Origin of the sequence: Sphingomonas suaedae, assembly GCF_007833215.1 — a bacterium.
Lineage (GTDB): Bacteria > Pseudomonadota > Alphaproteobacteria > Sphingomonadales > Sphingomonadaceae > Sphingomonas > Sphingomonas suaedae.
In genome coordinates this window covers 2,552,529-2,578,490 of sequence record NZ_CP042239.1, presented here as the reverse complement: position 1 = coordinate 2,578,490, position 25,962 = coordinate 2,552,529, and the positions used below count along the sequence as shown (strand labels likewise).

The 25,962-nt window shown below is 65.7% G+C and carries 29 protein-coding genes and 2 tRNA genes; 23 read left to right on the top strand and 8 right to left on the bottom strand.

Features of this window, described 5'->3' with window-relative positions:
• The first annotated feature begins 1 nt into the window (after position 1).
• On the top strand, positions 2 to 1,276 hold the full coding sequence (locus FPZ54_RS12250) for a hypothetical protein (protein WP_145847586.1): 1,275 nt from the start codon (positions 2 to 4) through the stop codon (positions 1,274 to 1,276).
• A gap of 9 nt (positions 1,277 to 1,285) precedes the next feature.
• Here FPZ54_RS12250 and FPZ54_RS12245 read toward each other — a convergent pair whose 3' ends face one another.
• Both FPZ54_RS12245 and FPZ54_RS12240 read right to left on the bottom strand, forming a co-directional pair.
• Positions 1,286 to 1,564, bottom strand: coding sequence for a type II toxin-antitoxin system RelE/ParE family toxin (locus tag FPZ54_RS12245; protein ID WP_145847584.1), 279 nt, complete (start codon positions 1,562 to 1,564; stop codon positions 1,286 to 1,288).
• Between the two features lies 1 nt (position 1,565).
• Positions 1,566 to 1,742: a CopG family transcriptional regulator gene (locus FPZ54_RS12240; RefSeq protein WP_145847583.1), complete on the bottom strand. Its 177-nt coding sequence runs from the start codon at positions 1,740 to 1,742 to the stop codon at positions 1,566 to 1,568.
• Positions 1,743 to 1,853: 111 nt separating this feature from the next.
• On the opposite strand from FPZ54_RS12240, the gene FPZ54_RS12235 reads away from it, so the two are divergent.
• From FPZ54_RS12235 to FPZ54_RS12210, 6 genes are all read left to right on the top strand, one after another.
• Positions 1,854 to 2,165, top strand: a complete 312-nt coding sequence (locus FPZ54_RS12235; RefSeq protein ID WP_145847581.1) for a helix-turn-helix domain-containing protein — start codon at positions 1,854 to 1,856, stop codon at positions 2,163 to 2,165.
• A 259-nt stretch (positions 2,166 to 2,424) separates the two neighbouring features.
• Positions 2,425 to 4,305 (top strand): M61 family metallopeptidase, encoded by a 1,881-nt coding sequence (locus FPZ54_RS12230; RefSeq protein WP_145847579.1) that lies wholly within the window; start codon positions 2,425 to 2,427, stop codon positions 4,303 to 4,305.
• 249 nt (positions 4,306 to 4,554) lie between these two features.
• Positions 4,555 to 5,571 carry a PhoH family protein gene (locus FPZ54_RS12225; protein ID WP_145847578.1) on the top strand — a complete coding sequence of 339 codons (1,017 nt, stop codon included), beginning with the start codon at positions 4,555 to 4,557 and terminating at the stop codon, positions 5,569 to 5,571.
• Complete coding sequence (gene ybeY, locus FPZ54_RS12220) at positions 5,564 to 6,073, top strand: rRNA maturation RNase YbeY (protein WP_145847576.1); 510 nt, start codon at positions 5,564 to 5,566, stop codon at positions 6,071 to 6,073. Before FPZ54_RS12225 ends, ybeY begins: the two co-directional genes overlap by 8 nt.
• Before the next feature lie 8 nt (positions 6,074 to 6,081).
• Positions 6,082 to 7,002, top strand: coding sequence for a hemolysin family protein (locus tag FPZ54_RS12215; protein ID WP_145847574.1), 921 nt, complete (start codon positions 6,082 to 6,084; stop codon positions 7,000 to 7,002).
• A gap of 3 nt (positions 7,003 to 7,005) precedes the next feature.
• Positions 7,006 to 8,367, top strand: coding sequence for a PQQ-dependent sugar dehydrogenase (locus FPZ54_RS12210; protein ID WP_186456751.1), 1,362 nt, complete (start codon positions 7,006 to 7,008; stop codon positions 8,365 to 8,367).
• Here FPZ54_RS12210 and FPZ54_RS12205 read toward each other — a convergent pair.
• The 3 genes from FPZ54_RS12205 to FPZ54_RS12195 are packed head-to-tail and all read right to left on the bottom strand — an operon-like array spanning position 8,352 to position 9,378.
• A complete protein-coding gene (locus tag FPZ54_RS12205; protein WP_145847572.1) occupies positions 8,352 to 8,594 on the bottom strand; it encodes a hypothetical protein in 243 nt (80 codons plus the stop codon). The two genes, FPZ54_RS12210 and FPZ54_RS12205, sit on opposite strands and share 16 nt — an antisense overlap.
• Positions 8,595 to 8,596: 2 nt before the next feature.
• Entirely contained in the window at positions 8,597 to 9,028 is a 432-nt protein-coding gene (locus FPZ54_RS12200) for a hypothetical protein (RefSeq protein WP_145847570.1), read from the bottom strand.
• Between the two features lie 47 nt (positions 9,029 to 9,075).
• Entirely contained in the window at positions 9,076 to 9,378 is a 303-nt protein-coding gene (locus FPZ54_RS12195; protein WP_145847568.1) for a polyhydroxyalkanoic acid system family protein, read from the bottom strand.
• 79 nt (positions 9,379 to 9,457) lie between these two features.
• Between FPZ54_RS12195 and lnt the strand changes: the two genes are divergently transcribed.
• The 8 genes from lnt (at position 9,458) to FPZ54_RS12155 (ending at position 16,955) form a co-directional block, all read left to right on the top strand.
• Positions 9,458 to 11,035, top strand: a complete 1,578-nt coding sequence (lnt, locus tag FPZ54_RS12190; RefSeq protein WP_145847566.1) for an apolipoprotein N-acyltransferase — start codon at positions 9,458 to 9,460, stop codon at positions 11,033 to 11,035.
• A gap of 83 nt (positions 11,036 to 11,118) precedes the next feature.
• Positions 11,119 to 12,327, top strand: a complete 1,209-nt coding sequence (gene metK / locus FPZ54_RS12185) for a methionine adenosyltransferase (RefSeq protein WP_145847564.1) — start codon at positions 11,119 to 11,121, stop codon at positions 12,325 to 12,327.
• A gap of 89 nt (positions 12,328 to 12,416) precedes the next feature.
• Entirely contained in the window at positions 12,417 to 13,802 is a 1,386-nt protein-coding gene (locus tag FPZ54_RS12180) for an RNB domain-containing ribonuclease (RefSeq protein WP_145847562.1), read from the top strand.
• 67 nt (positions 13,803 to 13,869) lie between these two features.
• Positions 13,870 to 14,940 carry a hypothetical protein gene (locus FPZ54_RS12175; protein WP_145847560.1) on the top strand — a complete coding sequence of 357 codons (1,071 nt, stop codon included), beginning with the start codon at positions 13,870 to 13,872 and terminating at the stop codon, positions 14,938 to 14,940.
• A gap of 87 nt (positions 14,941 to 15,027) precedes the next feature.
• On the top strand, positions 15,028 to 15,777 hold the full coding sequence (locus tag FPZ54_RS12170; RefSeq protein ID WP_239019559.1) for an EAL domain-containing protein: 750 nt from the start codon (positions 15,028 to 15,030) through the stop codon (positions 15,775 to 15,777).
• Between the two features lie 48 nt (positions 15,778 to 15,825).
• A complete protein-coding gene (gene trmB / locus FPZ54_RS12165; protein WP_145847558.1) occupies positions 15,826 to 16,506 on the top strand; it encodes a tRNA (guanosine(46)-N7)-methyltransferase TrmB in 681 nt (226 codons plus the stop codon).
• Between the two features lie 59 nt (positions 16,507 to 16,565).
• Positions 16,566 to 16,639: transfer RNA gene (locus FPZ54_RS12160), tRNA-Gly, on the top strand.
• A gap of 76 nt (positions 16,640 to 16,715) precedes the next feature.
• Positions 16,716 to 16,955, top strand: a complete 240-nt coding sequence (locus FPZ54_RS12155) for a hypothetical protein (RefSeq protein ID WP_145847556.1) — start codon at positions 16,716 to 16,718, stop codon at positions 16,953 to 16,955.
• Between the two features lie 19 nt (positions 16,956 to 16,974).
• Here FPZ54_RS12155 and FPZ54_RS12150 read toward each other — a convergent pair.
• Positions 16,975 to 17,060, bottom strand: a tRNA-Tyr gene (locus FPZ54_RS12150).
• A gap of 143 nt (positions 17,061 to 17,203) precedes the next feature.
• On the opposite strand from FPZ54_RS12150, the gene rlmB reads away from it, so the two are divergent.
• Positions 17,204 to 17,956, top strand: coding sequence for a 23S rRNA (guanosine(2251)-2'-O)-methyltransferase RlmB (gene rlmB / locus FPZ54_RS12145; protein WP_145847554.1), 753 nt, complete (start codon positions 17,204 to 17,206; stop codon positions 17,954 to 17,956).
• Between the two features lie 31 nt (positions 17,957 to 17,987).
• Positions 17,988 to 18,740: a hypothetical protein gene (locus tag FPZ54_RS12140; RefSeq protein WP_145849786.1), complete on the top strand. Its 753-nt coding sequence runs from the start codon at positions 17,988 to 17,990 to the stop codon at positions 18,738 to 18,740.
• A gap of 26 nt (positions 18,741 to 18,766) precedes the next feature.
• On the opposite strand, the gene FPZ54_RS12135 is transcribed toward FPZ54_RS12140, so the two are convergent.
• Entirely contained in the window at positions 18,767 to 19,084 is a 318-nt protein-coding gene (locus FPZ54_RS12135) for a 2Fe-2S iron-sulfur cluster-binding family protein (RefSeq protein WP_145847552.1), read from the bottom strand.
• A gap of 63 nt (positions 19,085 to 19,147) precedes the next feature.
• On the opposite strand from FPZ54_RS12135, the gene FPZ54_RS12130 reads away from it, so the two are divergent.
• On the top strand, positions 19,148 to 19,771 hold the full coding sequence (locus FPZ54_RS12130) for a DNA-3-methyladenine glycosylase family protein (protein ID WP_145847550.1): 624 nt from the start codon (positions 19,148 to 19,150) through the stop codon (positions 19,769 to 19,771).
• On the opposite strand, the gene FPZ54_RS12125 is transcribed toward FPZ54_RS12130, so the two are convergent.
• Positions 19,764 to 21,488, bottom strand: a complete 1,725-nt coding sequence (locus FPZ54_RS12125) for an ATP-binding cassette domain-containing protein (protein WP_145847548.1) — start codon at positions 21,486 to 21,488, stop codon at positions 19,764 to 19,766. The two genes, FPZ54_RS12130 and FPZ54_RS12125, sit on opposite strands and share 8 nt — an antisense overlap.
• Positions 21,489 to 21,598: 110 nt before the next feature.
• Between FPZ54_RS12125 and FPZ54_RS12120 the strand changes: the two genes are divergently transcribed.
• From FPZ54_RS12120 to FPZ54_RS12100, 5 genes are read left to right on the top strand one after another with little or no spacing between them, the layout of a single operon-like run.
• Complete coding sequence (locus FPZ54_RS12120; protein ID WP_145847546.1) at positions 21,599 to 22,711, top strand: S-(hydroxymethyl)glutathione dehydrogenase/class III alcohol dehydrogenase; 1,113 nt, start codon at positions 21,599 to 21,601, stop codon at positions 22,709 to 22,711.
• Between the two features lie 16 nt (positions 22,712 to 22,727).
• Complete coding sequence (locus FPZ54_RS12115) at positions 22,728 to 23,105, top strand: VOC family protein (protein WP_145847543.1); 378 nt, start codon at positions 22,728 to 22,730, stop codon at positions 23,103 to 23,105.
• A 6-nt stretch (positions 23,106 to 23,111) separates the two neighbouring features.
• Positions 23,112 to 23,501 (top strand): VOC family protein, encoded by a 390-nt coding sequence (locus tag FPZ54_RS12110; protein WP_145847541.1) that lies wholly within the window; start codon positions 23,112 to 23,114, stop codon positions 23,499 to 23,501.
• Positions 23,502 to 23,514: 13 nt separating this feature from the next.
• On the top strand, positions 23,515 to 24,357 hold the full coding sequence (fghA, locus tag FPZ54_RS12105; RefSeq protein ID WP_145847540.1) for an S-formylglutathione hydrolase: 843 nt from the start codon (positions 23,515 to 23,517) through the stop codon (positions 24,355 to 24,357).
• Complete coding sequence (locus tag FPZ54_RS12100) at positions 24,354 to 25,961, top strand: phytoene desaturase family protein (protein ID WP_145847538.1); 1,608 nt, start codon at positions 24,354 to 24,356, stop codon at positions 25,959 to 25,961. The genes fghA and FPZ54_RS12100 overlap by 4 nt, the downstream gene beginning before the upstream one ends.
• The last annotated feature ends 1 nt before the right edge of the window (position 25,962 follow it).

Genomic DNA, 25,962 nt, shown 5'->3' with positions numbered 1-25,962 from the left:
TATGGCAAGCGCTGTTGTTCGAACTCCCAAGCTGACGGATGGCAGGCTTTACCAACTTGCACAGCAGCTTCTCGAACTGTTTCCCGATGGCGAGGCGAAATTTACCTATCCTTTGATGGAAACGGGTTCCGCTGATGCAGAAACGGACTTTGAAGGCTTGATTGGGTCAAAGCAGCGGCTGATCCAAGAGTTTCATTTTTCTTTTCCTGGGACGGTAAAGGAGCGCGTATCTTTCCACCGTGGCGTGGTGGAAGAAGAGCATTGGCGTCAACATCCGAACCAGTCCGGCTTCGCGCGCGCAGTTCCGAGCGCGCATTTCGATGAGATCGGCTTATTGGCGCCAGAGCGGGGGTATGGTGGTCAAAATCAGCCAGCGCCAGACAGATTGTCCCGGAATGACATTTTTCAGATAACTGATCTGATCAATGAGTTAGCTGTCGATTCAGCGTTTGTTGGTCAACGAGAGAGTGCGACTACACTCAGTGACATTGTGGCGGGACAGATTGGGGATTCGCGTCAGTTACACTTGGAGATGACGCGAGACTTAGCCAAAGCCAGAGCAGAAGCCGACAAGCAGAATGAAGGCCGGCGTGCAGCCCTAGAAGCCGAGGCCGCAGAAAAAATTTCGTTTTTAGCAAAGCGAGAGGCGGAATTAGAAACCAGGCGGAGCGAGCTTAACGACCGCGAGCCTCAACATGAACGGCGTCGTTTGCGAGAGCACTTAACCTCTAGGCTACAAGAAGAAATCTCTCGACCTAATAAGCAAGCGCGGAATGGTGAGAATAGATCTTACTTTCTATATTTGGCGGCTGGATCGCTGTTCGTTATGCTGTCTGTAGGGTTGACCCTCGCGGCCAACTTGGACGACGTCACGGGATCATATAGTTTCTGGGCCTATACCGTCAAAAGTTTGGCGGCGGGTGTCGCCGGTGCGGCATTCATCTGGGCTGGTTTGGCAGGGTTAAAGACAGCAGCGATTGCTAATCGAAAACACGAGGACGCAATCCAGCGATATGGCTTCGATATGGACCGTGCGAGTTGGATCGTTGAAACGATCCTTCAAATGAACTCTGTGGAAAAGGCTGACGTGCCGACAGAATGGCTTGAAAGCGTGTGCCGGGATCTGTTCGTATTTCAGGATAAGCCGTCGGACGAGAACCGATCGCTTGAAGCCTTCGCTGCGCTTTTCGATGCTACGGCTCGGGCCAAGATCGGAACCAACGGCCTTGAATTCGAAGTTGATCGGAAGGGGGCCCGGCGCTTGGCTCAGGCCTGATAGCGTCTCTTATGCACCCTCCTCATCCCGCGCCCCATGTCGGATACGCAGGATAACCACCCGATCGCCCTCGACCCGATAGCGCAGCACATAGGGCCACACCGTCGTCATCTCTCGACGCCCGTCGCCCACATAGCGACCGCGCTCCGAAAACTCCGCGAGACTATCGGCAACCGCGATCAGCCGCTCGCCCAGTCGGGCGGCAGCCGCAGGATTGAATGCAGAGATATAGGCGATGATCGCCTCAAGATGCGCAACCGCCTCGTCCGTCCAGACGATGCGGCGCAATTCAGTCGCCGATTTGGGGTCGTGGAAGCGGGCGCGCGCTGCCCCAGGAGGCGACCCAGCGCTTGACCGCTTCGTGGCTCACCACCCGGCCCGCCGCCGCATCGGCTTCCGCGCGCGCATCGGCGGCCGTCTCGGCCGTCGGGTCGCTGGAATCGAACAGGGCGCGTTCGGAACTCATGCCGCAAATAATACACTATCCCCGCACGGCAGCCAACGTTCACGTAAACCACTTTCCTACACGAACCAAATAGGTCAACTGAATCGGCTCCAACCAACCGGAGTCGAGCCGATGCACCCCGACCAGCCCACCGCCGCCGCGCCAGCGCGCAACCACTGGACCCCTGCCCGCCAGCGCATCTTCCTCACCGCGCTCGTCGAAACCGGCAGCATCGCGCGCGCCGCCCGCGCCGCGGGCATGTCGCGCTCCAGCGCGCACGCCTTGCGCAACCGCCTCACCGGCACGCCGTTCGATCATCACTGGAGTCATGCGCTCAGGCTTCACGCCGCGCGCCTCGCCGATCCCTTCGCCCCCGATCCGCTCGCGCCGCGCAAACCAGACTCCAACCGTCCCGCACCGGTCGCCCCGCCGTCGTGCCCGTGACGCTAAACGGTCGCCTCCCGTTCAAATCCGGATGCCAGTCCGTCGCCTCACCGTCGTGCAGCTGTCGCGTCAGTGTCGCCCCATTGTCGCGCCACGGGTGTCATCCCGTCGCCAACCCGTCCGCTCGCGGTCGCGAACCCGTCGCCGCCGCCGCAAACCCGGCTTTTTCGTCAGCTTCGTCGGACGCCCCCCGAACACTGCCCCGTCTGGACACGACGCAGCCGCTCGGCCACGGTCCCCAAAACCTCAGGGATCCCCGATGCCGCTCCGCAACCAGACCGCCCGCCTCCTCACCCTCGCCGCGCCGCTGCTGCTCGCCACCGCGGTGCAGGCACAGCAGGCCCGCGACCCAGGCCCGAACGCCCCGGTCTCCTACGACCTCAGCTTCGACAATGCCGCGCATCGCGAGGCGCGGATCGCGGTCACCTATCGCGATCTCAAACCCGGCGCGGTCGAATTCCGCATGGCCCGTTCCTCGCCCGGCCGCTACGCGATCCATGAATTTGCCAAGAACGTCTATTCGGTCTCGGCCAGGGACGGCGCCGGCCGCGACCTGCCGATCGAGCGCACCGATCCGTACAGCTGGCGCGTCGCCGGCCATGACGGCACCGTCACCTTCTCCTACACCCTTTATGGCGACCGCGGCGACGGCACCTACAGCCAGATCGATCAGACCCACGCGCATCTCAACATGCCCGCGACGCTCGTCTGGGCGCGCGGTTACGACGACCGCCCGATCCGCGTCACCTTCCGCCCCGCCGACCCCAGCTGGAAGGTCGCGACTCAGCTGCCCCCGGTCGCGGACAGCACCACCAGCTTCTGGGCGCCGCACCTCCAGTATCTGCTCGACAGCCCGACCGAGCTGTCGGACTTCCAGCTACGCGAATGGACCATCGGCACCGGGGCCACCGCCCAGACGATCCGCCTCGCTGTGCACAGCGAGGACAGCGCCGAAACCGTCGACGAATTCGCCCGAAAGGCAAAGGCGGTGGTTGCCGAACAGATCCGCATCTGGGGCGGTGCGCCGCGCTTCGATTTCGGCACCTACACCTTCATCGCCGATTACATGCCCCAGATCAGCGGCGACGGGATGGAGCACCGCAACTCGACCATCATCAGCCAGCCGCGCTCGCTCGCCACGGGCAAGTTCGCCCAGCTCGGCACGCTCAGCCACGAATTCATCCACAGCTGGAATGTCGAGCGGCTGCGCCCGGCCGAGCTCGAGCCGTTCGACTTCACCAGCGCCGATCCCACCCCGTCGCTGTGGTTCGCGGAAGGCTTCACCCAATATTACGGCCCGTTGTCGATCCTGCGGGCCGGGGAGGCCACGCTGGACACCACGCTTGCCGGGCTCGCCGGCACGCTCGACTATGTCGTCAACGGCCCCGGCCGCCGCTATGGCTCGCCGCAGGAGATGAGCCTGCGCGCGCCCTTTGTCGATGCCGCGACCTCGATCGATCCGGTGAACGAACGCATCTTCACCTCCTATTATGCCTATGGCGCGGTGATCGCCCTCGCGCTCGACCTCACCCTGCGCCAGCATTTCGACACCGATCTCGACGCCTATATGCGCCACATGTGGAAGCGGAACGGCGCGGCGCAGCGCGACTATGCTCCCGTCAAATCCTATACAACCGCCGATCTTCAGGCCGGGCTTGCCGAACTGACCCGCGACCCCGCCTTCGCCAAGGCGTTTTTCGACGCCCATATCCGCAGCAGCGACCTGCCCGATTTCGCGCCGCTGCTGGCTCAGGCCGGGCTGGTGCTGCGCCCGGCGGATACGGACAAGCCATGGATCGGCGCGGCCAACGTCAGCGGCGGCGGCGACGATCCGGTGACGCTCGCCGAAATCCCGATTCCCGGCAGCCCGCTCTACGCCGCCGGCCTCGACCGCGGCGACACGATCGTCGCCATCGACGGCCAGCGGATCGCCAGTCGTGCCGATTGGCGCGCCGCGCTCGACGCGATGAAGCCGGGGCAGCCCGTCGTCATCGCCTATGCGAACCGCGCCGGGGCCAGCAGCGCGACGATCATCCCGCGCGCCGACCCGAAGCTTGCCATTGTCCCGCTCGAAAAGGCGGGCGGCACGCCCGACGCCGCCCAACGCGCCTTCCGCCGCGCCTGGCTCGGCGCGGACTGAAGCCGCGCGACTGTTGCCTGACTGCGTCACTTCGGCGGCCAATCGGCGTCGGCATCGATTTATGCTGTCCTACAGGCCGTTGCTCTGCCATCCTCGCCGGCACGACATGCGAAACGGAACCTCCGCGCTGCACCCCGGTTTGGCTGCAATGGCCATCTGTCATCCGTGCGTCGTCATTCAGGTCAAAAGCGACAGAATGAAGGGCGTTGCGCGCAACTTCGTCAACTTCAGCGTTTCTGAAAGGATCGGATGAGCCGCAAGCCAGTCCCCGCCCAGCACGGCCAGCGCGCCCGGGTAGAGGTCAATTTCGACCGCCCCCAGCTGCTTCCCCAGCTGTTCGGCGAATATGACAGCAACATCCTGGCGCTGGAGGAACGGCTTGGCGTCTATATCCACGCCCGCGGCCAGCGCGTGGTGATCGAGGGCAGCGCCGAAGCGGTCGCCCATGCCCGCGAGGTGCTGACCGAGCTGCACAGCCGGGTGATCCGCGGCGAGGACATCGACACCGGGCTGATCGACGCGGTGATCGCCATGTCTTCCGAACCGATGTTCACCGGCATCGTCCGCGCGGAAAATGACGATGGCGATTCGGCGGGCGGCACGCCCCCCATCATGATCCGCACCCGGAACAAGACGATCGTCCCGCGCTCGCTGACCCAGACGGCCTATATGCGTGCGTTGGTGTCCAACGACATCATCTTCGCGCTCGGCCCGGCGGGGACGGGCAAGACCTATCTGGCGGTGGCGCAGGCGGTGGCCCAGCTCATCACCGGATCGGTCAAGCGGCTGATCCTGTCGCGCCCCGCTGTAGAGGCGGGGGAGCGCTTGGGCTTCCTGCCCGGCGATATGAAGGACAAGGTCGATCCGTACCTTCGCCCGCTTTACGACGCGCTCTATGACTGCCTGCCTGCCGAGCAGGTCGAGCGGCGGATCGCTTCGGGGGAGATCGAGATCGCTCCGATCGCCTTCATGCGCGGGCGCACCCTCGCCGACGCGTTCGTCATCCTCGACGAGGCGCAGAATACCACGCCGATGCAGATGAAGATGTTCCTCACCCGCTTCGGCCAGAACAGCCGCATGGTGGTGTGCGGCGACCCCAAACAGACCGATCTGCCCGGCGGCCCGTCCGCGAGCGGCCTCAACGATGCGGTGGCGAAGCTGGAGGGGATCGAGGGGCTGGAGATGATCCGCTTCGGCATCGGTGACGTCGTCCGCCACCCGATCGTCGGCCGGATCGTCAATGCCTATGAGGGCAGCGATGCTTGATGTTGCCGTCCAGGCCGAACCCGGCTGGCCCGATCTCGACTGGGATGCGCTTGGCGCCAGGGCTGCGGGCGCTGCGGTCGGGCAGACCCCGTTCGGCTATCTTGCGACCGTCGATGCGGCGATCGAGATCGCCGTGCGCCTGACCGACGATACCGAAGTGCATCAGCTCAACGCGCAATATCGGCAGAAGGACAAGCCGACCAACGTCCTCTCCTTTCCGATGATCGAGCCGGACCTGATCGAATCGATGACGCAGAACAGCGACGATGGAGAGGTGCTGTTGGGCGACATTATCCTCGCGCATGGTGTTTGCGAACGCGAGGCCGAAGAAAAGGACATTTCGGTCGAGCAACACGCCACGCATCTGATTGTCCATGGCGTGCTGCATTTGCTAGGCTATGACCATCAGGGGGATTCCGAGGCCGAGGCGATGGAATCGATGGAGCGCGCCGCGCTCGCAACTTTGGGGATCCCTGACCCCTATCTGGTGCGTGAGGACTAACACCCAAAATGGCAGACGGACCCAGTAGCAACGGGAACGGCGACAGTAGCGGCGAGGGCGGAATATGGCGCGGCCTGCGCGCTCTTCTGTTCGGCGACGACCACAATGAGACGCTGCGTGAACGCATCGAGGATGCGATCGACGAGGCGGATGGAGAGGAACGGGGGGGCAGCGGCCAGATCAAGGGCGATCTGTCGCCGCTCGAGCGCAAGATGCTCCGCAACCTCCTCCATTTCGGGGAACGCGATGCGGGCGATGTCGGCGTCCCCCGCGCCGATGTCATCGCGGTGGAGGAAGGCACCAGCTTTGCCGAACTGGTCCAGCTCTTCGCCGAAGCGGGCCACAGCCGCCTGCCGGTCTTTCGCGAAAAGCTCGATCGGGTGATCGGAATGATCCATATCAAGGATGTGTTCGCCGTCCTTGCCGCCGGGGCGGGGCCGCCGTCGAAGATCACCGATCTGATGCGCCAGCCGCTCTATGTCCCGCAATCGATGGGGACGCTCGACCTGCTGGCCCAGATGCAGGCCAGCCGCACGCACCTCGCCATCGTCCTCGACGAATATTCGGGGACCGAAGGGCTCATCACGATCGAGGATCTGGTCGAGGAAATCGTCGGCGAGATCGACGATGAACATGACGACGCGCCCGAAGCCCTGTGGGTCCCGATCGACAATGGCGGCTGGGATGCCGATGCCCGCGCAGAACTCGAGGATGTGGCCGCAGCGATCGATCCCCGTCTGGGTGAGGTGGAGGAGGACATCGAGACGCTGGGCGGCCTCGCCTTCATCCTCGCCGGCCATGTGCCAGAAGCGGGCGAGTGCCTGAAGCATCCCAGCGGCTGGACGCTCGAAGTGCTGGAGGCCGATGCCACCCGCGTCCGCCGCCTTCGCCTGCACCCGCCCGAACAACGCGCCGAAATCGAGGAATAGCCCTTGGCCCGCAAGCTCCTGATCGCCCTTGCCCTGCTCGTCGTCATTCTCGGCGGTGTCTTCTGGTATCTGTCGCGCCCCGATGTCGCGAAGCTCGAGATGGAGGCGGTCACCGGGTTGGCGCCCAAGATCGAGCAGCCGCGTTCGGAAACCTTCCCGACCGTCAACGTCGCCGAGGCGATCGGTTGGCCACAGGGTGCGAAACCGACTGCGGCCAAGGGGCTGGCGGTCAACGCCTTCGCCACCGGGCTCGATCATCCCCGCTGGCTCTATCGCCTTCCCAATGGCGACGTGCTGGTTGCCGAAACCAACTCGCCCCCGCGCGAGGGGGGCGGGATCAAGGCCTGGGTGATGAAGACGCTGATGGGCCGCGCGGGCGCGGGCGTGCCGTCGGCCGACCGCATCACCCTGCTCCGCGACGCCGATGGCGACGGGGTGGCGGAAGTGCGCTCGGCGCTGCTTACCGCCGACAACGGGCTCGAATCACCGTTCGGTATGGTGCTGCTCGGCGAGGCGCTCTACGTCGCCAACCACAATGCGCTGATCCGCTTCCCCTTCAAGCCCGGGGAAACGAAGATCACGGGCAAGGGTGAAAAGGTCGTCGACCTGCCCGGCAAGGGCAATCACTGGACCCGCGACGTCATCGCCAGCGCCGATGGCAAGCGGCTCTATGTCAGCGTCGGCTCTGCCTCCAACATCGCCGAGAACGGTCTCGAGGCCGAAAAGAACCGCGCGACGATTCTGGAGGTCGATCCGGCGAGCAAGACCTTCCGCATCTTCGCCGCGGGGCTGCGCAATCCTGTAGGAATGGCGCTCAATCCCGGCACACAACGGTTGTGGACGGTGGTCAATGAGCGCGACATGCTCGGCTCCGACACCCCGCCCGACTATCTGACCCAGGTCAATTTCGGCAGCTTCTTTGGCTGGCCGTGGAATTACTGGGGCGGCTATGTCGACAAGCGCGTCCAGCCGGAACGTGAGGATCTGCGCGAATATACCGCGCGGCCCAGCTATTCGGTAGGTCCGCACACAGCGCCACTCGGCCTCACTTTCGCAACCGATCTCAAGCTGGGCGACGCCTATGCCGATGGTGCCTTTATCGGTCTTCACGGATCGTGGAACCGCGTCCCCGCGTCGGGCTACAAGGTCGTGTTCGTGCCGTTCGGCGCCCGCGGCCTGCCGGTCCCCGATGCGAAGCCGGTCGATGTCCTCACCGGCTTTCTCAACGCCGAGGGCAAGGCGATGGGCCGTCCGGTCGGCGTAACGGCGGACGGGACCGGCGCGCTGCTGGTTGCCGACGATGTCGGCAATACGATCTGGCGGGTGAGCGCCCCCGCTCCGGCGGCGCCTCAATCGACCGAATAATAGCCGGCGTTGAGGTAGCGCGGATGATCGTCCGCAACCGTCGGAACGGGCGCCGCAACTGCCCGAGCCGCCTCGCGCTCGGCCAGATAATCGGGAACGCTCCCCGATGGACCCAGGGGAAGCATACCGGTGACGGTATAATGCCCCGCCACCGCTCCGGCACAGCTGCCAAGGCCGGAGGCAAGAAGCATCGCGACGGCGATGACGGGCCAGGATCGCGACCGCATGGTCAGCGCTCCATCTGTGGCATGGCGATCAGCTCCTCGCGGCTGGTCATCGCTCGCAAATCCCACCCGGCGCCATTGGCGACGGCGGTGAGGCGCGTGATCGGCAACCGCACCAGCCGGTCGGGATCGGTATCGGCGACCTCGACAATCGCCGCCGTGACCTCCCCCGAGGCATCGGTTTCGATCCGCTCGACCTCGCCCAGCTCCCGGCCGACCGTATCGACCAGATGGGCGTCCTCCAGTTGCTGACGAGTCAGGCCGAACGCGGTGCCTGGCCCGGATGCGGTCGGCAGTGCCTGGGGCGTTCGGGTCGGTCCGGGGACGCTGGCAACGCCGTTGGCGGCGACCTCCGCCCCGGGAGGCGGCTCGGGCGTCGCCTCGGAACAGGCGGTGACGGCTAGCGCCATCGGAAGCATCAGGTGCAGGCGGTTCATCGGGCTCTCCTCGCCCGCGACCAACTGCCTACCCTACGACGGGTTCCCTATTCGAGCAGCTTGGGTGCTTCGCGTTGCAGCTTCTCGCGAATCTTGCCCGCGAACAGGGCCAGCATTGGTGGCAGGTCGACCTCGGCATGGACATGGCGGTCATGCACTTCTAGCCGGCTGGCGACGCTCTGGCCCATTGCAGTAACTGTGAAGTGGAGCGTGTCGCCCTCCCACCGCTCCTCGACGCTGCCGCCGCCCGGGAACATCGACCCGATCTTTCCCACCCCGCCGGCGATCCGCGCCCTTGCCGTTTCGCGGCCCAGCTTATGCGGAATATCGACGATAACGGGCTCGGTCATGACGCGTCCTTCAGTGTGCTGACCCCATAATACGCAGCGCGCTTGTATCTGTCACCGTCCGGCCCGATAGCGGTCTGCGATGTCTCCGCTGCCCCGACCCTATCTGATCGCGCTGCTGACCGGCGCCGTTTCCGCCACCGCCTTTGCCCCGCTCGACTGGTGGGCCGCTGGGCTGATCTGCCTCGCCATCCTGCTGCGGCTGACGCATGAGGCGCCGACGCTCAAAGCGGCGCTGCTGCGCGGATGGCTGTTCGGCCTGGCCCATTTCACCGTTGGCAATAACTGGATCCAGCACGCCTTTGTCTATCAGGACAAGATGCCCGCCGAACTTGGCTATGTCGCAGTGGTCCTGCTGTCGCTCTATCTTGCCGTCTATCCGGCCATCGCAATGGGTCTCGCCTGGCGATTCGGGCAGGGACGGCGTCTCGATGTTCCCTTTGTGCTGGTCGCTGCGGCGGCGTGGATCGTCACCGAATATCTGCGCGGCGTGCTGTTCACCGGCTACCCTTGGAACCCGCTCGGTGTGGCCTGGCTTCCGGTGCCGGGCGTCGCGGGGGGGGGCGCATGGGTCGGCACCTATGCGCTGTCGGGGGTCACGATCCTGGTCGCCGGTGCGTTGTTGTTGCTGAGCCAGCGCAGGTGGCGCTATCCTGCTGTTGTCGGCGCGGCGCTTGCCATCGCCATCGGCCTCCACGCGATTAACAGCATCGAAATCCGCCAGACGCCATCCGCCAACTCCGCACCGGTCCGACCGCTCGTCCGCGTGCTTCAACCCAATGTCGGGCAGGAAACGGTGCTCGACGGCAGCTATGCGCAAAAGGCGCTGAGCGAGCTGATCCGCCTGTCCAACGACCGCGAGACGATCCTGCCCGGCGGCCCCGTCCCGCGCCTGATCGTCTGGCCCGAGGGGACGGTCGATTACTGGATCGAGGAGGGCTATCCCGCCGCCTGGTATGCGAAAAATGATCCCCGCACCGTCCGCACGATGATCGCAAACACGCTGGGACCGAAAGACATCGCGCTGATCGGGGGCAATGCGCTGCTCTTCAAGGGCGATGAGAAGCTCGACGCCGCAACCAATTCAGTCTTCGTAATCGACGCTGCGGGGGAAATCCTCGGCCGCTACGACAAAGCGCATCTCGTTCCCTATGGCGAGTATCTCCCGATGCGCTCGATCCTCCAGCCACTCGGCCTGTCGCGGCTGGTGTCGGGGGAGATCGACTTCGAGCCGGGTCCTGGGCCGCAGACCATGGTCGTTCCCGGCTTTGGCGAGGTCGGTATGCAGATTTGTTACGAGATCATCTTCTCCGGCCAGACGGTCGATCCCGGCAATCGCCCGGCGATCCTGTTCAATCCCTCAAACGATGCCTGGTTCGGGGCTTGGGGGCCGCCCCAGCATCTCGCGCAGGCGCGGATGCGCGCGATCGAGGAAGGGCTGCCGATCCTACGTTCGACCCCCACCGGTATCTCCGCCATCATCGACGCGCGCGGCCGGATCGTCGCGGCGGCGAGGATGGGCGAGGCCAAGGCGATCGAGGCGCCGATGCCGGAGGCGCTGCCCCCCACGCTGTTCGCCCGGACCGGAAACTGGGCGGCATTGCTCGTCGCCACGCTGTTGCTTGCGCTCGCCATTGCCTTCCGCCGCGCTGCCCGCTAGGGCGGCGTGATATAAGGAAAGCTTTATATCGCGCCCGTTTCCCGTCAGGCATGGCAACGGCCTGACCATCTTAGAGGAAGACCATGCGTTCCACTTATCTCTTCACGTCCGAATCGGTTTCCGAAGGCCATCCGGACAAGGTTTCCGACCAGATTTCCGACGCGATCGTCGACCTGTTCCTGTCCAAGGATCCCGAAGCGCGCATCGCGTGCGAGACGCTGACCACAACCCAGCTTGTCGTGCTTGCCGGCGAAATCCGCTGCAAGGGCGTGTATGAGAATGGCGAGTGGGCGCCCGGCGCGCAGGAAGAGATCGAGAAGACCGTTCGCGATACCGTCAAGCGCATCGGCTATGAGCAGGACGGCTTTCACTGGGAGACGCTGCGGTTCGAAAACAATCTCCATGGCCAGTCGGCGCATATCGCGCAGGGCGTCGATGCCAGCGGAAACAAGGACGAAGGCGCGGGTGATCAGGGCATCATGTTCGGCTATGCCGCGAACGACACGCCCGACCTGATGCCCGCGACGCTCGACTACAGCCACAAGATTCTCGAGCGCATGGCCGCCGACCGCCATTCGGGCGCGGCCCCCTTCCTGGAGCCCGACGCCAAGAGCCAGGTCACGCTGCGTTATGAGGGGAGCAAGGCGATCGCCTGCACCGCCGTTGTCGTCTCGACCCAACATGCCAAGGGCTATGACCAGGGCGAGAAGGAAGCCGAGCTGAAGGCCTATGTGAAGTCGGTCGTCGCCGCTGTGATCCCGGCGGAACTGCTGTCGGACGAGACCGAATATCACATCAACCCGACCGGCAGCTTCGAAATCGGTGGCCCGGACGGCGACGCCGGCCTGACCGGTCGCAAGATCATCGTCGACACGTATGGCGGCGCGGCGCCCCATGGCGGCGGCGCGTTCAGCGGCAAGGACCCGACCAAGGTCGACCGCTCCGCCGCGTACATCACCCGCTATCTCGCCAAGAACATCGTTGCCGCCGGGCTCGCCCAGCGCTGCACGATCCAGCTCGCCTATGCGATCGGCGTCAGCAAGCCGCTGTCGCTCTATGTCGATACCCACGGCACCGGCACCGTCGGCGACGACAAGATCGAGCAGGCGATCGGCAAGATCGGCAAGCTGGGCGGCCTGACCCCCCGCGGCATTCGCACCCATCTGAAGCTCAACAAGCCGATTTATGGCCCGACCGCAGCCTATGGCCATTTCGGCCGCAAGCCCGAGGGAGATTTCTTCCCCTGGGAACGCACCGATCTGGTCGAGGATCTGAAGGCCGCTTTGGCCTGATCCGTTCCGGTTCGAGCGACATTGAAGGGCGGCGGTCTTGCGGGGTCGCCGCCCTTTTCGTGCCCGCGCGCCGCGGCTAGGCTCGGTCGATGAAGACCATCGCAGACCCGTCCCATGCGCTGTCCCGCGGCCTTCAGTCGATCCGAACCGAATTTCAGGTCCCGCGTGCCTTTCCGCCACAGGTGAAGGCTGCGGCTGACTCGGCTGCACGACGGGTGCCGGGCGACCATGCCGACTGGACCGACCGGCACTTCGTCACGCTCGACCCGGCCAGCGCCACCGATCTCGATCAGGCATTCGCGATTGAGGAGGCGGGGCGCGACCTGATCCTCCATTATGCCATCGCCGATGTCGCCTGGTTCGTCGATGAAGACGGTCCCATCAATGCGGAAGCATGGACGCGCGGCGAGACGGTCTATCTTCCCGATGGCAAGGCAGGCCTATATCCTCCGATTCTCTCCGAAGGCGCGGCCAGCCTGTTGCCCGGCGGTCCGCGCCCTGCTGTCGTCTTCACGATCCGAATCGATGCGGAGGGCGCTGTGCGGCTGGACGCCGCGACACGGGCGGTCATCCGGAACCGGGCCAAGCTCGCTTATGAGACGGTGCGTGAGGGCGATCTCCCCACCGGATTCACGCAGCTCACCACGCGCCTGATCCGGGCGGAGGCGGCGCGCGGGGCCGCGCGAGTCGATCCGCCCGAACAGGAAGTCGGGGCGGGCGCCGATGGTCGGCTCGCGCTCATTTTCCGGGACCGGCATCCGAGTGAGGATCAGAATGCGTCCCTCTCGCTCACCTGCAACATGGCGGTGGCGGATGCCCTGATCGCGCACAACACCGGACTATTTCGCGTCATGGCAGAGCCCGATTCGGGGGCGGTGGCGCGGCTGCGCATCACCGCCCGGGCGCTGGGCATCGACTGGCCCGCCACCGCCACGCTCACCCAGTTCGAGCGGACGCTGAACCCCGCCGCGCCGCGTGATGCCGCACTGATGCTGGCGATTCGGCGCGCGGGCAACGGCGCGGCCTATCGCGCGTTTGATCCGGACGAAACGCCCTGGCACGCCGCTGTCGCCGCGCCCTATGCCCATGCGACCGCGCCGCTCCGTCGCCTCGCCGATCGCTATGTCGTCCAGGCGGCGCTCGCAGTGGCGAACGGGCGCGTCGTACCAGACCATGTCGAAGCGGCATTTGCCCGGCTGCCCAAGGTGATGGCGCGCGCTGACGGCCGTGCGGCCCGGATCGACAATGCGGTGATCGCAATGGCGGAGGCGGTGACGCTGGCCGGCCGCGAGGGTGAACGGTTCGATGCGGTGGTGACCGATATCGGCGAGCGCGGTGCGAGCGTGCAACTGTGCGGCGTGCCCGTTACCGCACGGATCGATGCGGCAGGACTGACACCCGGCGACGCGCTTAACCTTGTCCTCATCGAGACGGATACGGTCGGGCGCCGCATCGCCTTTGACCGGCTGAGCTGACTGCGGTTTTTCATTTGGCGAATCAGCCACTTGCTGGCACCATCGGAACCACAGGGGAGGTTCCGTCATGCTCCGTGGTTCGATCGCCGCCGTCATATTGCTGCTCGCGAGCCCGACCCATGCGCAGGATAAGCCGGGCACGATCGAGGTGCGCGATGGCATGCCGTTCCGGCACGACCATAGCGGCTTCGCCTTTCCCACCGAGTTGATTGGGCTAAAGCGCGCGCCGGGCACCGAACTCGTGAAACCGCAGCTCGACCTTTTCTTCAGCTATCGCGCTCCCGACGAGGCCGAAGAGGTGTCGGTCTATCTCTATCGCGTAAAGAGCGGATCGCCATCGCAATGGTTCGACGTTTCGCGACTGACCGTCCAGGACCGCGAGGCTTATGGGCGCAAGACCCCGCTCAGTGAACCGGTCACCTTCGTCCCCCCGGGCCAGTCCCGCCCCTCCGCTCTCAGGATCGCCTGGACGCTCTCCGAAGGGCCTTTTCGCAGTACCGTGCTGGCGCTCATCCCGATGGGCGAATGGCTGGTCAAGATCCGCCACACCGCGAAATCGATCGAGGCGGCATCGCTGCAACGACGGACCGAAGCGGCGATCGCCGCACTCGGCTGGCCGGAGCAGATCGTGCCCGCTGCCGACGCAGTGCCGGTCGCGACATGTACCGATGCGCTGGCGCTCAAGGGTAGTTCGAAGCCCGCGCGCACCAATGGCGCCGGCACCCTGCTCGACGCGATGATGGCGCAGATGGAGGGCGGCGGGGCAGCCAAGAAGGACGAGCGGCTCACGCCGGAAGAAGGCGCCTCGCCAGTGCAATGGTGCCGCGACGATGCCGTGAAGAGTCCGCTCAGGCTCTATCGCCCGGTCGGCACACGCGACACATATCTGATGGCGGCATCGGATGCCGGGCTGGCGATATGGGTCCGTCCGGGGATGAGCGGGCTGCTCGACAAGGAGAATGCGGCGCGGACCTGGGCGGTCAGCGTGGTCCGCGCGGGCGATACGATCAACTACGCCCCGCGCGATCGGTTGCCGCTGCCGACGGAGATCGGCAAGATCCTGGAGGGTAACGCGACCTCGCGCGTCTCGACCTGGGGCAAGGCGACGATCAACATCGACGCGGAACGGCTGAAATAGCGGCTGCGCAGAGGCGCTGTGGACGATTCCCGTCCGGGGTTAACCATCGCCTGCCCATCCGTCCTAAAATGGCGGGTGGAGACGTGGATGCAGACCCAAGCGCTACAGATGATCGACGAAGAACCCGATTTCCAGCTGCATATGGCGTTCCAGCCGATCTGGGATGCACGGTTGGGCGAAGTCTATGCCTATGAAGCGCTGGCGCGCGGCCCGAATGGCGAGATGGCGGCAGAGGTTCTGGCACAGGTCAGGCCGGAAACGCGCTACAGCTTCGACCAGCAGTGCCGCGTGGCCGCGATCACCCAGGCGGTTCAGGCGGGCATTCTCAAGACCAGTGCCCGGCTGGCGATCAACTTCTTTCCGGATGTCATCACCGATGCCTTTGCCGACAGCGAGCGGACCATGCAGGTCGCCAAGGAAACCGGCTTTCCGCCCGAGCGGCTGATGTTCGAATTTGCCGAGCACGACCGGATCGATGCCAGCCGCATGGCCGACACCATCGCCGCCCATCGCAAGATGCACATGCAGACCGTGTTCGATGATTTCGGATCGGGCGATGTCGGTCTGGCGCTGCTCTCGCGCTTCACCCCCGATGCGATCAAGCTCGATCCGGCGCTGATCCGCGGCCTGGCGTCGAGCTGGTCGCGCCGCCTGCTGGTCGAAAAAATGATCGAGATGACACGCCGCCGCGCCGTGCGACTGATCGCCGAGGGGGTCGAGACGCGCGCCGATTACGAAAAGCTGCTCGCGCTCGGCGTGCGCTACTTTCAGGGCTATTTCATCGCCCATCCTCGCGTCGGCGTCCTCGAAAATCCGCGGTTGCGCCCGGCCGCCTGACGCCGCCACCCCTTGCCGGGGGGCGCGCGCTTCGCCAAGGGCGTCGCGATGAACGATCCGAGCACGATCCGCCGCCTGTACGGGCGCGCCAAGGGGCACAAGCTGCGCGCGGGGCAGCAGGAACTGGTCGATACGCTGTTACCCAAAGTCGCGGTGCCGGACGATGGACCGCTCGACGCCGCGCGGCTGTTCGGTGACGCGCGCCCGCTGGAGCTGGAAATCGGCTTTGGCGCGGGTGAGCATCTGGCGGGCCAGGCGGCGATGCGGCCGGACCATGGCTTTATCGGCTGTGAGCCGTTTCTCAACGGCGTGGTGGGCGCGCTGGGCCATATCCGCGACGGCGATCTCGCCAATGTCCGGCTGCACATGGGGGACGCGCTCGACGTGGTCGAACGGCTGCCCGATGCGAGCCTTGAACGGGTCTATCTCCTCCATCCTGACCCCTGGCGTAAGGCACGCCACGCCAAGCGCCGCATGGTCAATCACGGCCCGCTCGACTTGATCGCCGCCAAGCTGAAGCCCGGCGGCGAGTTCCGGCTGGGCACCGACGATCCCACCTATTGCCGATGGTCGATGATGGTGATGAACCAGCGCCGCGACTTCGACTGGCAGGCGCGTACCGCACAGGACTTCCTCACCCGCCCCGCCGACTGGCCCGAGACGCGCTATGAGCGCAAGGCGCGGCGCCAGGGGCATGAGGTCTGGTACTTCCGCTATCTGCGCGTCTGATCGGAGCCGCTTGACCGCCACCGGCCAGTCGTGGCAGTGCGCTGGCTCCGGCTCGGGCCGCGGGTATAGCACAATGGTAGTGCAGCAGCCTTCCAAGCTGAATACGCGGGTTCGATTCCCGCTACCCGCTCCAGCCGCCCTTCCTGATTGCGTAACCTTTCGCATTTACCGCATATTGCGGCGCGGTAGAGTCGCGCGGGATTCGGGGGGTGCTTAACTTGCTGGAATATCGGGACTTGATATTGGCCTATGGCTGGGCGCTCCTTCCGGCGCTCGCGATCGTGAGCGGTTGCATCATCGCAGTTAAGCGCTGGCGTCGCGGCGTGCGTCTTGCCGCGCGCGATCAGCGACGCACCCGCAATATCGCGCGGCAGCGGGCATGGGACTGGTTGATGCGCCGGTCCGCAACCCGGCGGCTAACCTATCAGCCCGGCGAGGATCAGATCTGATCCGCCCATTTGAAGGGGGTGGTGGAAGGGACTGGATTCGAACCAGTGTACGCTCACGCGGGCAGATTTACAGTCTGCTGCCTTTAACCACTCGGCCACCCTTCCATGCGGCACGCCGAAGCGAGTGGGCGCCATTGCCGAAGCGGGGCGCCGCTGTCAACGGCTTGCGCGGCGCTTTCGTGACTTCTAAGCCGCCTGGATAGATTGAACGGGCTCGGGACCGGCCTGCCAGCGGAACAGATGGAAGCATGAGCCAGAGGCCAAAACGCGGGCATCGCCCGTCCCTATCGAACAGCAACCGCCCCCGTTTCTGGGGTCGTCACGCCGTGACGGCCGCGCTGGCCAATCCCGAGCGCCGGGTACGCAAGATGTGGGGCACGCGTGAGGCGCTGGCGGCGCTCGATCTGCCGCCGGTGCTGCCGATCACCTATGCCGATGTGGCGGATCTGGCGCGGATGGTCCCCTCCGATGCGCCGCATCAGGGACTGGTGATCGAGGTTGATCCGCTGGAGGAACTCTGGTTGGGCGATCTGCTGGAGCAGGGCGCGAACGACCGCCGCCCGTTGCTGGTACTCGACCATGTCACCGATCCGCACAATGTCGGGGCGATCCTGCGCTCTGCCGCCGCGTTCGACGCGTTGGGCATCGTCACCCAGGACCGGCACGCGCCGCCCGAATCGGGTTCGCTGGCGCGCGCCGCATCGGGTGCGCTGGAGCTGGTGCCATGGGTCCGCGTCGTCAACCTCGCCCGCGCGCTGGACGAGATCGGCGAGGCGGGATTCTGGCGGATCGGTCTGACCGGTGAGGCGAAGGGGGCGCTGGGCGAGGTGATGGGGGACACGCGCCCTGCGCTCGTGCTGGGCGCGGAGGGCGAGGGGATGCGCCAGAATACCGCAGCGCATTGCGACGAGCTTGCGCGGCTGCCGATCTCTCCTAAGGTTGAGAGCCTGAACGTGTCCAACGCCGCAGCCATTGCGCTCTATGCGGCAATCTCGCGCTGATCCTTGCGGTCCGCGCCCAACGGGGGTGACGATGTTCCACCGGATCAAGGGTTTGGCGCTCGCGCTCGCCGCGCCGATGCTGCTGATCGGCTGCGCGTTCAGCCCGGGCAAGTTCACATCGACCCTCACCATCCTCGCCGACCGCAGCTTCACCTTCAGCTATCAGGGTGAAGTGATCGCGGTCGATGTGGCCAAGGACATGGGCGATGCCTTTAAGGGGATGGGCAAGGACGGTGAGTCGGACAAGAAGAAAATCACCGCCGCACTGCTCCGCGACGCGACCTTGCAGGAGGATGAGGACGCCCCGGCCATCGAGGATGAAGAGGCGGCCAAGGACGACGCCGAGAAGGAAGCCAAGTTCAAGGCGATTGCCGAGGCGCTGACGAAGGAAGCGGGCTATCGCTCGGTCGCGTACAGGGGCGACGGCGTGTTCGTCATCGACTATCAGATCAGCGGCAAGCTCACCCACAATTTTCTCTGGCCCTATAATCTCGACGCCGAGGTGATCTTTCCCTTCATCGTGCTGGAACTGCGCGGGCAGGATGCGGTGCGCGTCAAGGCGCCCGCCTTTGGCGAGACCGATTCGCCGGGGGAGGGCAAGTCGAGCGGCGCAAAGGCAAAGCTCGATGGCACCTTCACCCTCATCACCGACGGCGAATTGGTGAGTCAGAACAACGAGGACGGCGCGAAGACCGAGGGTAATCGCCGCACCGTTACCTGGAAGGCCACCCCGCTGAGCAAGGATGCGCCGATGGCGATGGTGAAAATCGCGCCGCTGCCCTGAGGGGTGCGGCGTCCGCCGCCTGCCCCTCAATCCTCCGCGGCGATGGTTACCTTCAGGCCGTCGAGCGCGGCGGTGAACTGGATCTGGCACGACAGGCGCGAGCTATCGTTGCGATCGGACGAACTGTCGAGCAGGTCGTTCTCGTCTTCGCTCATCGGCGGCAGTTTGGCCGCAAATTCCGGATCGACATGGATGTGGCAGGTCGCGCACGAGCAGCAGCCGCCGCACAGCGCGAGCAGTTCGTCGAACCCGTTGTCCCGGATGACTTCCATCACGCTCAGGCCCACTTCCCCCTCGACCTCGCGTTCTTCTCCTTCGCGCGTGACGACGATAAGCTTGGGCATGATCTTCTCCTTCGTGTTCCGCGCCCATGCCGGGGAACGCCGCCGCTTTCAAGGATTCGCACTATGGGCCTGAGCAAAGATCAGCTTCGCACCTCGCTGGACGCCATCGCGGCAACCGAGCCGCTGGTCGCCGCCGCAGTGGCGCGGGTCGGCTATCCCGAACCGCGTATCCGCGAGCCGGGTTACGAGACGCTGTTGCGCACGATCGTCGGCCAGCAGGTGAGCGTGGCCGCCGCTGCATCGATCTGGAACAAGCTCGCGGCTGGCTTGGGCGATCTTACCCGACCGGAGATCGTCGCGGCGGCATCGGACGAGACGCTGCGCGCCGCCGGTCTTTCGCGGCAAAAGGCGAGCTATGCCCGCAGCCTGGCCGAAGAGGTGAGCAACGGGAGGCTCGATCTCACCGCGCTCCCCGCCGATGACGAGGAGGCGATCGCGCAACTGGTGCGGGTCAAGGGCATCGGTCGCTGGTCCGCGGAAATCTATCTGCTGTTCGCCGAGGGGCGGGTCGATATCTGGCCTGCGGGCGATCTGGCGGTGCAGATCGAGATCGGGCGGATCATGGGCCATGCCGAGCGTCCGTCGGAGAAGCTGACCCGTGCCATCGCCGAACCCTGGCGCCCGCATCGCGGTGCCGCGGCGATTCTGGCCTGGCACCATTACAAGGCAGAGATGGAGGTTATCTGACCGGCGCGGCGACGGGTTCCTCGCGCACCACGCCGCTCTCCACCCGGATCACACGGGGGCAGCGCGCCAGCGTTTCGGCGCGGTGCGCAACGATCAGGATCACGGGGCGCGGGGTGAGTGCGGTCAGTCCTGCAAGGATCGTCGCCTCGCTGGCCGGATCGAGCGCGGCGGTCGCCTCGTCCAGGATCAGCAGGCGCCGTTCGCCCAGCACCGCGCGCGCGATCGAAAGTCGCTGGCGCTCCCCGCCCGAGAGCAAGGCACCCCGCTCGCCGACGATCGTGTCCAGCCCGCGTGGCATCCGCGCGACCAGTGCCGTCGCATCGGCCACGTCAAGCGCGCGATGGATCGCGGCGTCGTCGCATCCGGGGTCGCCCCAACTCAGATTGCGTCGGACGCTGTCATGGAACAGGAACCCATCCTGCGGCACATAGCCGACCGTTGCGCCCCAGCCTGACCGGGCAAGTGGGACCCCGCCCACGGTAATCGTGCCCGATTGAGGCGCGAGCAGGCCCGAGATCAGGTCGATCAATGTGGTCTTGCCGCCTCCCGACGGACCTGCGACGCCGATGATCTCGCCGGGTTCGATTCGCAGCGTCACGCCGCTCACCCCGCCGCCACCCACGCCGTGGCGATAGGTCACGCGTTCGAGAAGGATCGCGCCCGGCGGTGGTGGCTCGGCGGTTTCGGCCACAGGCGCATCGGTGCGCAATTCGGCTTCGGCCGCGCACACCGCCGCATAGCTGGCGCCGTTATAGATTAGCTGCTGCGCACCCTGTTGAAGCTGGATCGCGAGCGGCGCCATCCGTGCGAAGATCACGATCAACGCGATCAGCACCGGTGCCGAGACTCCGGCCAGAACCCCGCCCGCCACCACCCCCGCGGCGGCAAGCGCCGTGGCAATCGAAAGCAGCGTGCGCGAATTGGTCTGGGAACGCATGAACCGGCGCTGCTCCGCCGCCGCTCCGCGCTGCGCGGCATCGAATTCGTCGGCGAATCGCGCGCTGGCGCCCTGCGCCGCCGATGCCTTCAGCCCGCCCAGAAAGCCGCTGGCGCTGCCCATCAGCCCGCGATTGGCCTCGACGATCCGTCTGCCGAGAACGGCGCTGTTCGGGCTGGCGCGGCGCACCAGGATCGTCGCCGCCGCCAGTCCACCAAGCGCGAACAGTGCGAAGAGCGGCGCCAGCGCCAGCGCGACGAGCAGCTGGATTGCGAGCATCGCCACCGACACCGCCGACTGGACCAGGAAATGCGCAGCGCTGCCGATCCGCCCGATATCGGCCATCAACAGACTGGTGACGCGCGCATGTTCCACCCGGGCCAGCCGTTCCCATGGCGCCTCGGCAAGCGCGCCGACCAGGTTGGACCGCAGGCGGAGGGTGAAGCGGTTCTGAAGCTCGAACAGTGCCAGATCGCGCCAGCGCAGAACCAGCGCGCGCAGGATCATCACGCCGAGAAATCCGACCAGCAGCAGCGTCAGCCGCCCCGTCGCATCGCCACCGATCAGCCCCGCGACCCAGCCGCCCGTCTCATCGGGCGCGAGGATTAATCCGATGATCGGGACGAGCAGCGCCAGCCCGACGCCTTCCAACAGCGCCCCCGCTGCGACCAGCGCCACGGCGCCCACCCCTCCACGTCCCGCATGAGCGGCAAAGGCAAGGATGAAGGCGCGAGCATCGGCGTGCGATGCGCCGCGCGCGGGAGGGCCGGGGTCGGTCATGCCGCCCCTTGTGCCGAGCCTTGCACAAAGGGCAACCGCCTTTGCGGCGCGCGGGACTGGAATCGCGCGCGGCGCTGCGCCATGAGGGGCGCATTCCAAGGGAGACCCGCATGAAGACCCGTGCCGCCGTCGCGTTCGAAGCCAAGACGCCGCTGGAGATCGTCGAACTGGACCTTGAAGGCCCCAAGGCAGGCGAGGTTCTGGTCGAGATCATGGCGACAGGCATCTGCCACACTGATGCCTATACGCTGGACGGGTTCGACAGCGAGGGGATTTTCCCCAGCGTGCTGGGGCATGAGGGCGCGGGCGTGGTGCGCGAGGTGGGCGCGGGGGTTACCAGCGTGAAGCCGGGCGATCATGTCATCCCGCTCTACACGCCGGAATGCCGCCAGTGTAAGTCGTGCCTGTCGGGCAAGACGAACCTGTGCACCGCGATCCGCGCGACGCAGGGCAAGGGGCTGATGCCCGACGGAACGACGCGCTTTTCCTACAAGGGTCAGCCGATCTTCCACTATATGGGCTGTTCGACCTTCTCGAACTTCACCGTCCTGCCCGAGATCGCGGTCGCGAAAATCCGCGAGGACGCGCCGTTCAAAACCAGCTGCTATGTCGGCTGCGGCGTGACCACCGGGGTCGGCGCGGTGGTCAACACGGCGAAGGTCAAGGTCGGCGAGACGGTCGTCGTCTTCGGTCTCGGCGGCATCGGGCTCAACGTGATCCAGGGCGCGAAGATGGTCGGCGCCGACAAGATCGTCGGCATCGACATCAACCCCGATCGCGAGGAATGGGGCCGCCGGTTCGGCATGACCCACTTCATCAACAGCAAGGGGCTGAGCCGCGAGGAGACCGTCGCGCAGATCGTCGCGATCACCGATGGCGGCGCCGATTACAGCTTCGACGCGACCGGCAATACCGAGGTGATGCGTACCGCGCTGGAATGCTGCCACCGCGGCTGGGGCGAATCGATCATCATCGGCGTGGCCGAGGCGGGCAAGGAGATCGCGACCCGGCCCTTCCAGCTGGTCACGGGGCGTGTGTGGAAAGGCACCGCATTCGGCGGGGCGAAGGGCCGGACCGACGTTCCGAAGATCGTCGACTGGTATATGAACGGGAAGATCGAGATCGACCCGATGATCACGCATGTTCTGAGCCTGGAGGAGATCAACAAGGGGTTCGACCTGATGCACGCGGGCGAGTCGATCCGCAGCGTCGTCGTCTATTGAGGGAGGGAGTGAAGCCATGTTCACGCACTTGATGGTCGGCACCAACGATCCGGCCAAGGCCAAGACCTTTTACGATGGCGTGCTCGGCGCGCTGGGCTATCCGCCGGGGTTCGATACCGGAACGCGCATCTTCTATCGCGGCGAACATGGCGCCTTCGGTGTCGGCAAGCCGGCGGACGGCAACCCGGCGCAGCATGGCAATGGCGGCACGATCGGCTTTGCCGCGAAGGACAAGGCGGCGGTCGATGCCTTCCACGCCGCGGGCGTCGCCCATGGTGGCAGCGACGAGGGCGCGCCGGGCCATCGACCCAAGGCGCCGGGCAACGCCTATGGCGCCTATCTGCGCGACCCGGACGGGAACAAGATCTGCGCCTTTTGCCAATTGCCGGAGTAAGCCTTGATGTTCAGTCACGTCATGCTCGGCGCCAACGACATCGCGGCGTCCAAGGCATTCTATGATGCGACGCTCGGCACGCTTGGCGCGCGCGCCGGAAGCGTCGATCCCAAGGGCCGCGCCTTCTACATGCACAATGGTGGCATCTTCATGCTGAGCAAGCCGATCGACGGCCAGCCGGCCTGTCACGCCAATGGCGGAACGATCGGGTTTGCGGCGGACAGCCCGGAGATGGTCGATGCCTGGCACGCCGCCGGTCTCGCCCATGGCGGCACCGCGATCGAGGACCCGCCGGGAATCCGCGAGAACGCGTTCGGCGCGCTGTACCTAGCCTATCTGCGCGATCCGGCGGGGAACAAGGTGTGCGCAATGTATCGCGTGCCCAAGGCGAGCTGAAACGGAGGACGCGATGACGATCGAGACGGTATCGACCAATCGGGCGCATGGCGGGGTGCAGGGCGTGTATCGCCACGCCTCCGCCGTGACCGGCACGCCGATGACCTTCTCGGTCTTCGTTCCCGACCATGCCGAAGGCGCGCGGCTGCCGGTGCTGTGGTATCTGTCGGGGCTTACCTGCACCCATGCCAATGTGACCGAGAAGGGCGAGTATCGGCAAGCCTGCGCCGAACAGGGCGTGATCTTCATCGCGCCGGACACATCGCCGCGCGGCGAGGATGTGCCGGACGACGACGCCTATGATTTCGGCAAGGGCGCTGGTTTCTATGTCGATGCGACGCAGGAGCCATGGGCGACGCATTACCGGATGCGGTCCTATGTCGAGGACGAACTGCCCGCGCTGATCCTGCGTGAATTCGCGATGGCGGACCTGTCGCGTCAGGGGATTACCGGCCATTCGATGGGCGGGCATGGCGCGCTGACCATCGGCTTGCGCAACCCCGACCGGTTTCGATCCGTCAGCGCCTTCGCGCCGATCGCCGCGCCGCTTCACTGCCCCTGGGGCGAGAAGGCGCTGAGCGGCTATCTGGGCGATAACCGAGAGGATTGGCGTCCCTATGACGCCTGCGCGCTGATCGCCGATGGCAACCGCGTCGCCGAGCTGCTGGTCGATGTGGGCGATGCCGATCCCTTCCTGACCGATCAGCTGAAGCCCGAATTGCTGGCCGAGGCGTGCCGCGAGGCCGGGATCGACCTCACGCTGCGGATGCAGCCCGGCTATGACCATAGCTATTATTTCATCTCGACCTTCATGGCCGACCATGTCGCCTGGCATGGGCGGCGCCTGAAGGCATGACCGCGCGGTTCGACGCGGTCGTCATCGGCGCGGGGCATAACGGCCTCACCTGCGCCTTCTACCTTGCCCGGGCCGGACTGAAGGTCTGCGTGGTCGAACGGCGCGACGTCGTCGGGGGAGCGGCGGTGACCGAGGAATTCCATCCCGGCTTCCGCAACTCTGCCGCCAGCTACACGGTCAGCCTGCTCCAGCCCAAAGTCATCGCCGACATGAAGCTGGAGCGCCGCGGTTATCGGGTGATCGAGCGGCCGGTCTCAAACTTCTTCCCGCTCGAAAATGATTATCTCAAGCTCGGCGGCGGGGCGGAGCGGACACGGGCGGAGCTCGCGCGCTTCTCGGCAAGGGATGCGGCGGCGCTCGACGGCTATGAGGCGGCGCTGGAGCAGGTCGCGGACCTGTTGCGGAGCATGGCGCTCAAGACCCCGCCAAATGCCGGCGGCGGGATCGCCGCATTGCTGGCGGCGGCGGCGCAGGGCCGGGCGGTCGGGGCGCTGCCGATCGCGGCGCAGCGCGACGCCCTCGCCCTGTTCGTCCAGTCGGCGCGCGAGTTTCTGGACGGCTGGTTCGAGAATGACCACGTCAAGGCGGCGTTCGCCTTCGATTCGGTGGTCGGCAATTATGCCGGTCCGTCGGCGCCGGGCTCCGCCTATGTCCTGCTGCACCATGTGTTGGGCGAGGTGAACGGCAAGAAGGGGGCGTGGGGCCATCCGGTCGGAGGGATGGGCGCTATCACCGCGATGATGGCGCAGGCGGCGCGCGAGGCCGGAGCGGTGATCCGGCTGGAGGCTCCGGTCGAACGGCTGCTCGTCGACGGGAGGCGTGCCGCTGGCGTCCGGCTGGCGAGCGGGGAGGAGATCGCGGCGCGGACCGTCGTCGCCAATGTCGGCCCGGCATTGCTGTTCCGCCAGCTGGTCGATCCGTCCGACCTCGACGCTGATTTCCGCAAGCGGATCGCCGGGTTCAAGACCGGATCGGGCAGTTTCCGGATGAATGTCGCGTTGTCCGCCTTGCCCGATTTCAACGTGCTGCCCGGCAAGGATGAAGAGCATCACCGTAGCGGCATCATCATCGCCCCGACCATGGATTATATGGACAAGGCGCATGAGGATGCGGTTCGCTATGGCTGGTCGAACGCGCCGGTGGTGGAGATGACGATCCCCTCAACGGTGGACGATAGCCTGGCCCCGCCGGGCGCGCATGTCGCCAGCCTGTTCTGCCAGCATTTCGCCCCGACTTTGCCCAATGGCCGCAGCTGGGACGACGAGCGTGAGGCAGCAGCGGACGACATCATCGACACCGTGACCGCTCATGCCCCCAATTTTCGCGCGTCGATCATCGCCCGGCAGATCCATTCCCCCACCGATCTGGAGCGCAAATTCGGCCTGATCGGCGGCGATATCTTTCACGGTCGCATGTCGCTCGATCAGCTGTGGGCGGCGCGGCCGGTGCTGGGGCATGGCGATTATCGCGCGCCGATCGGCGGCCTGTATCTGTGCGGCGCGGGTACGCATCCGGGCGGCGGGGTGACCGGGGCGCCGGGACATAATGCGGCGCGCGAAATCCTGAAGGACCGCAGCGTGATCGGAAGGCTGTTCAGGAAGTAGA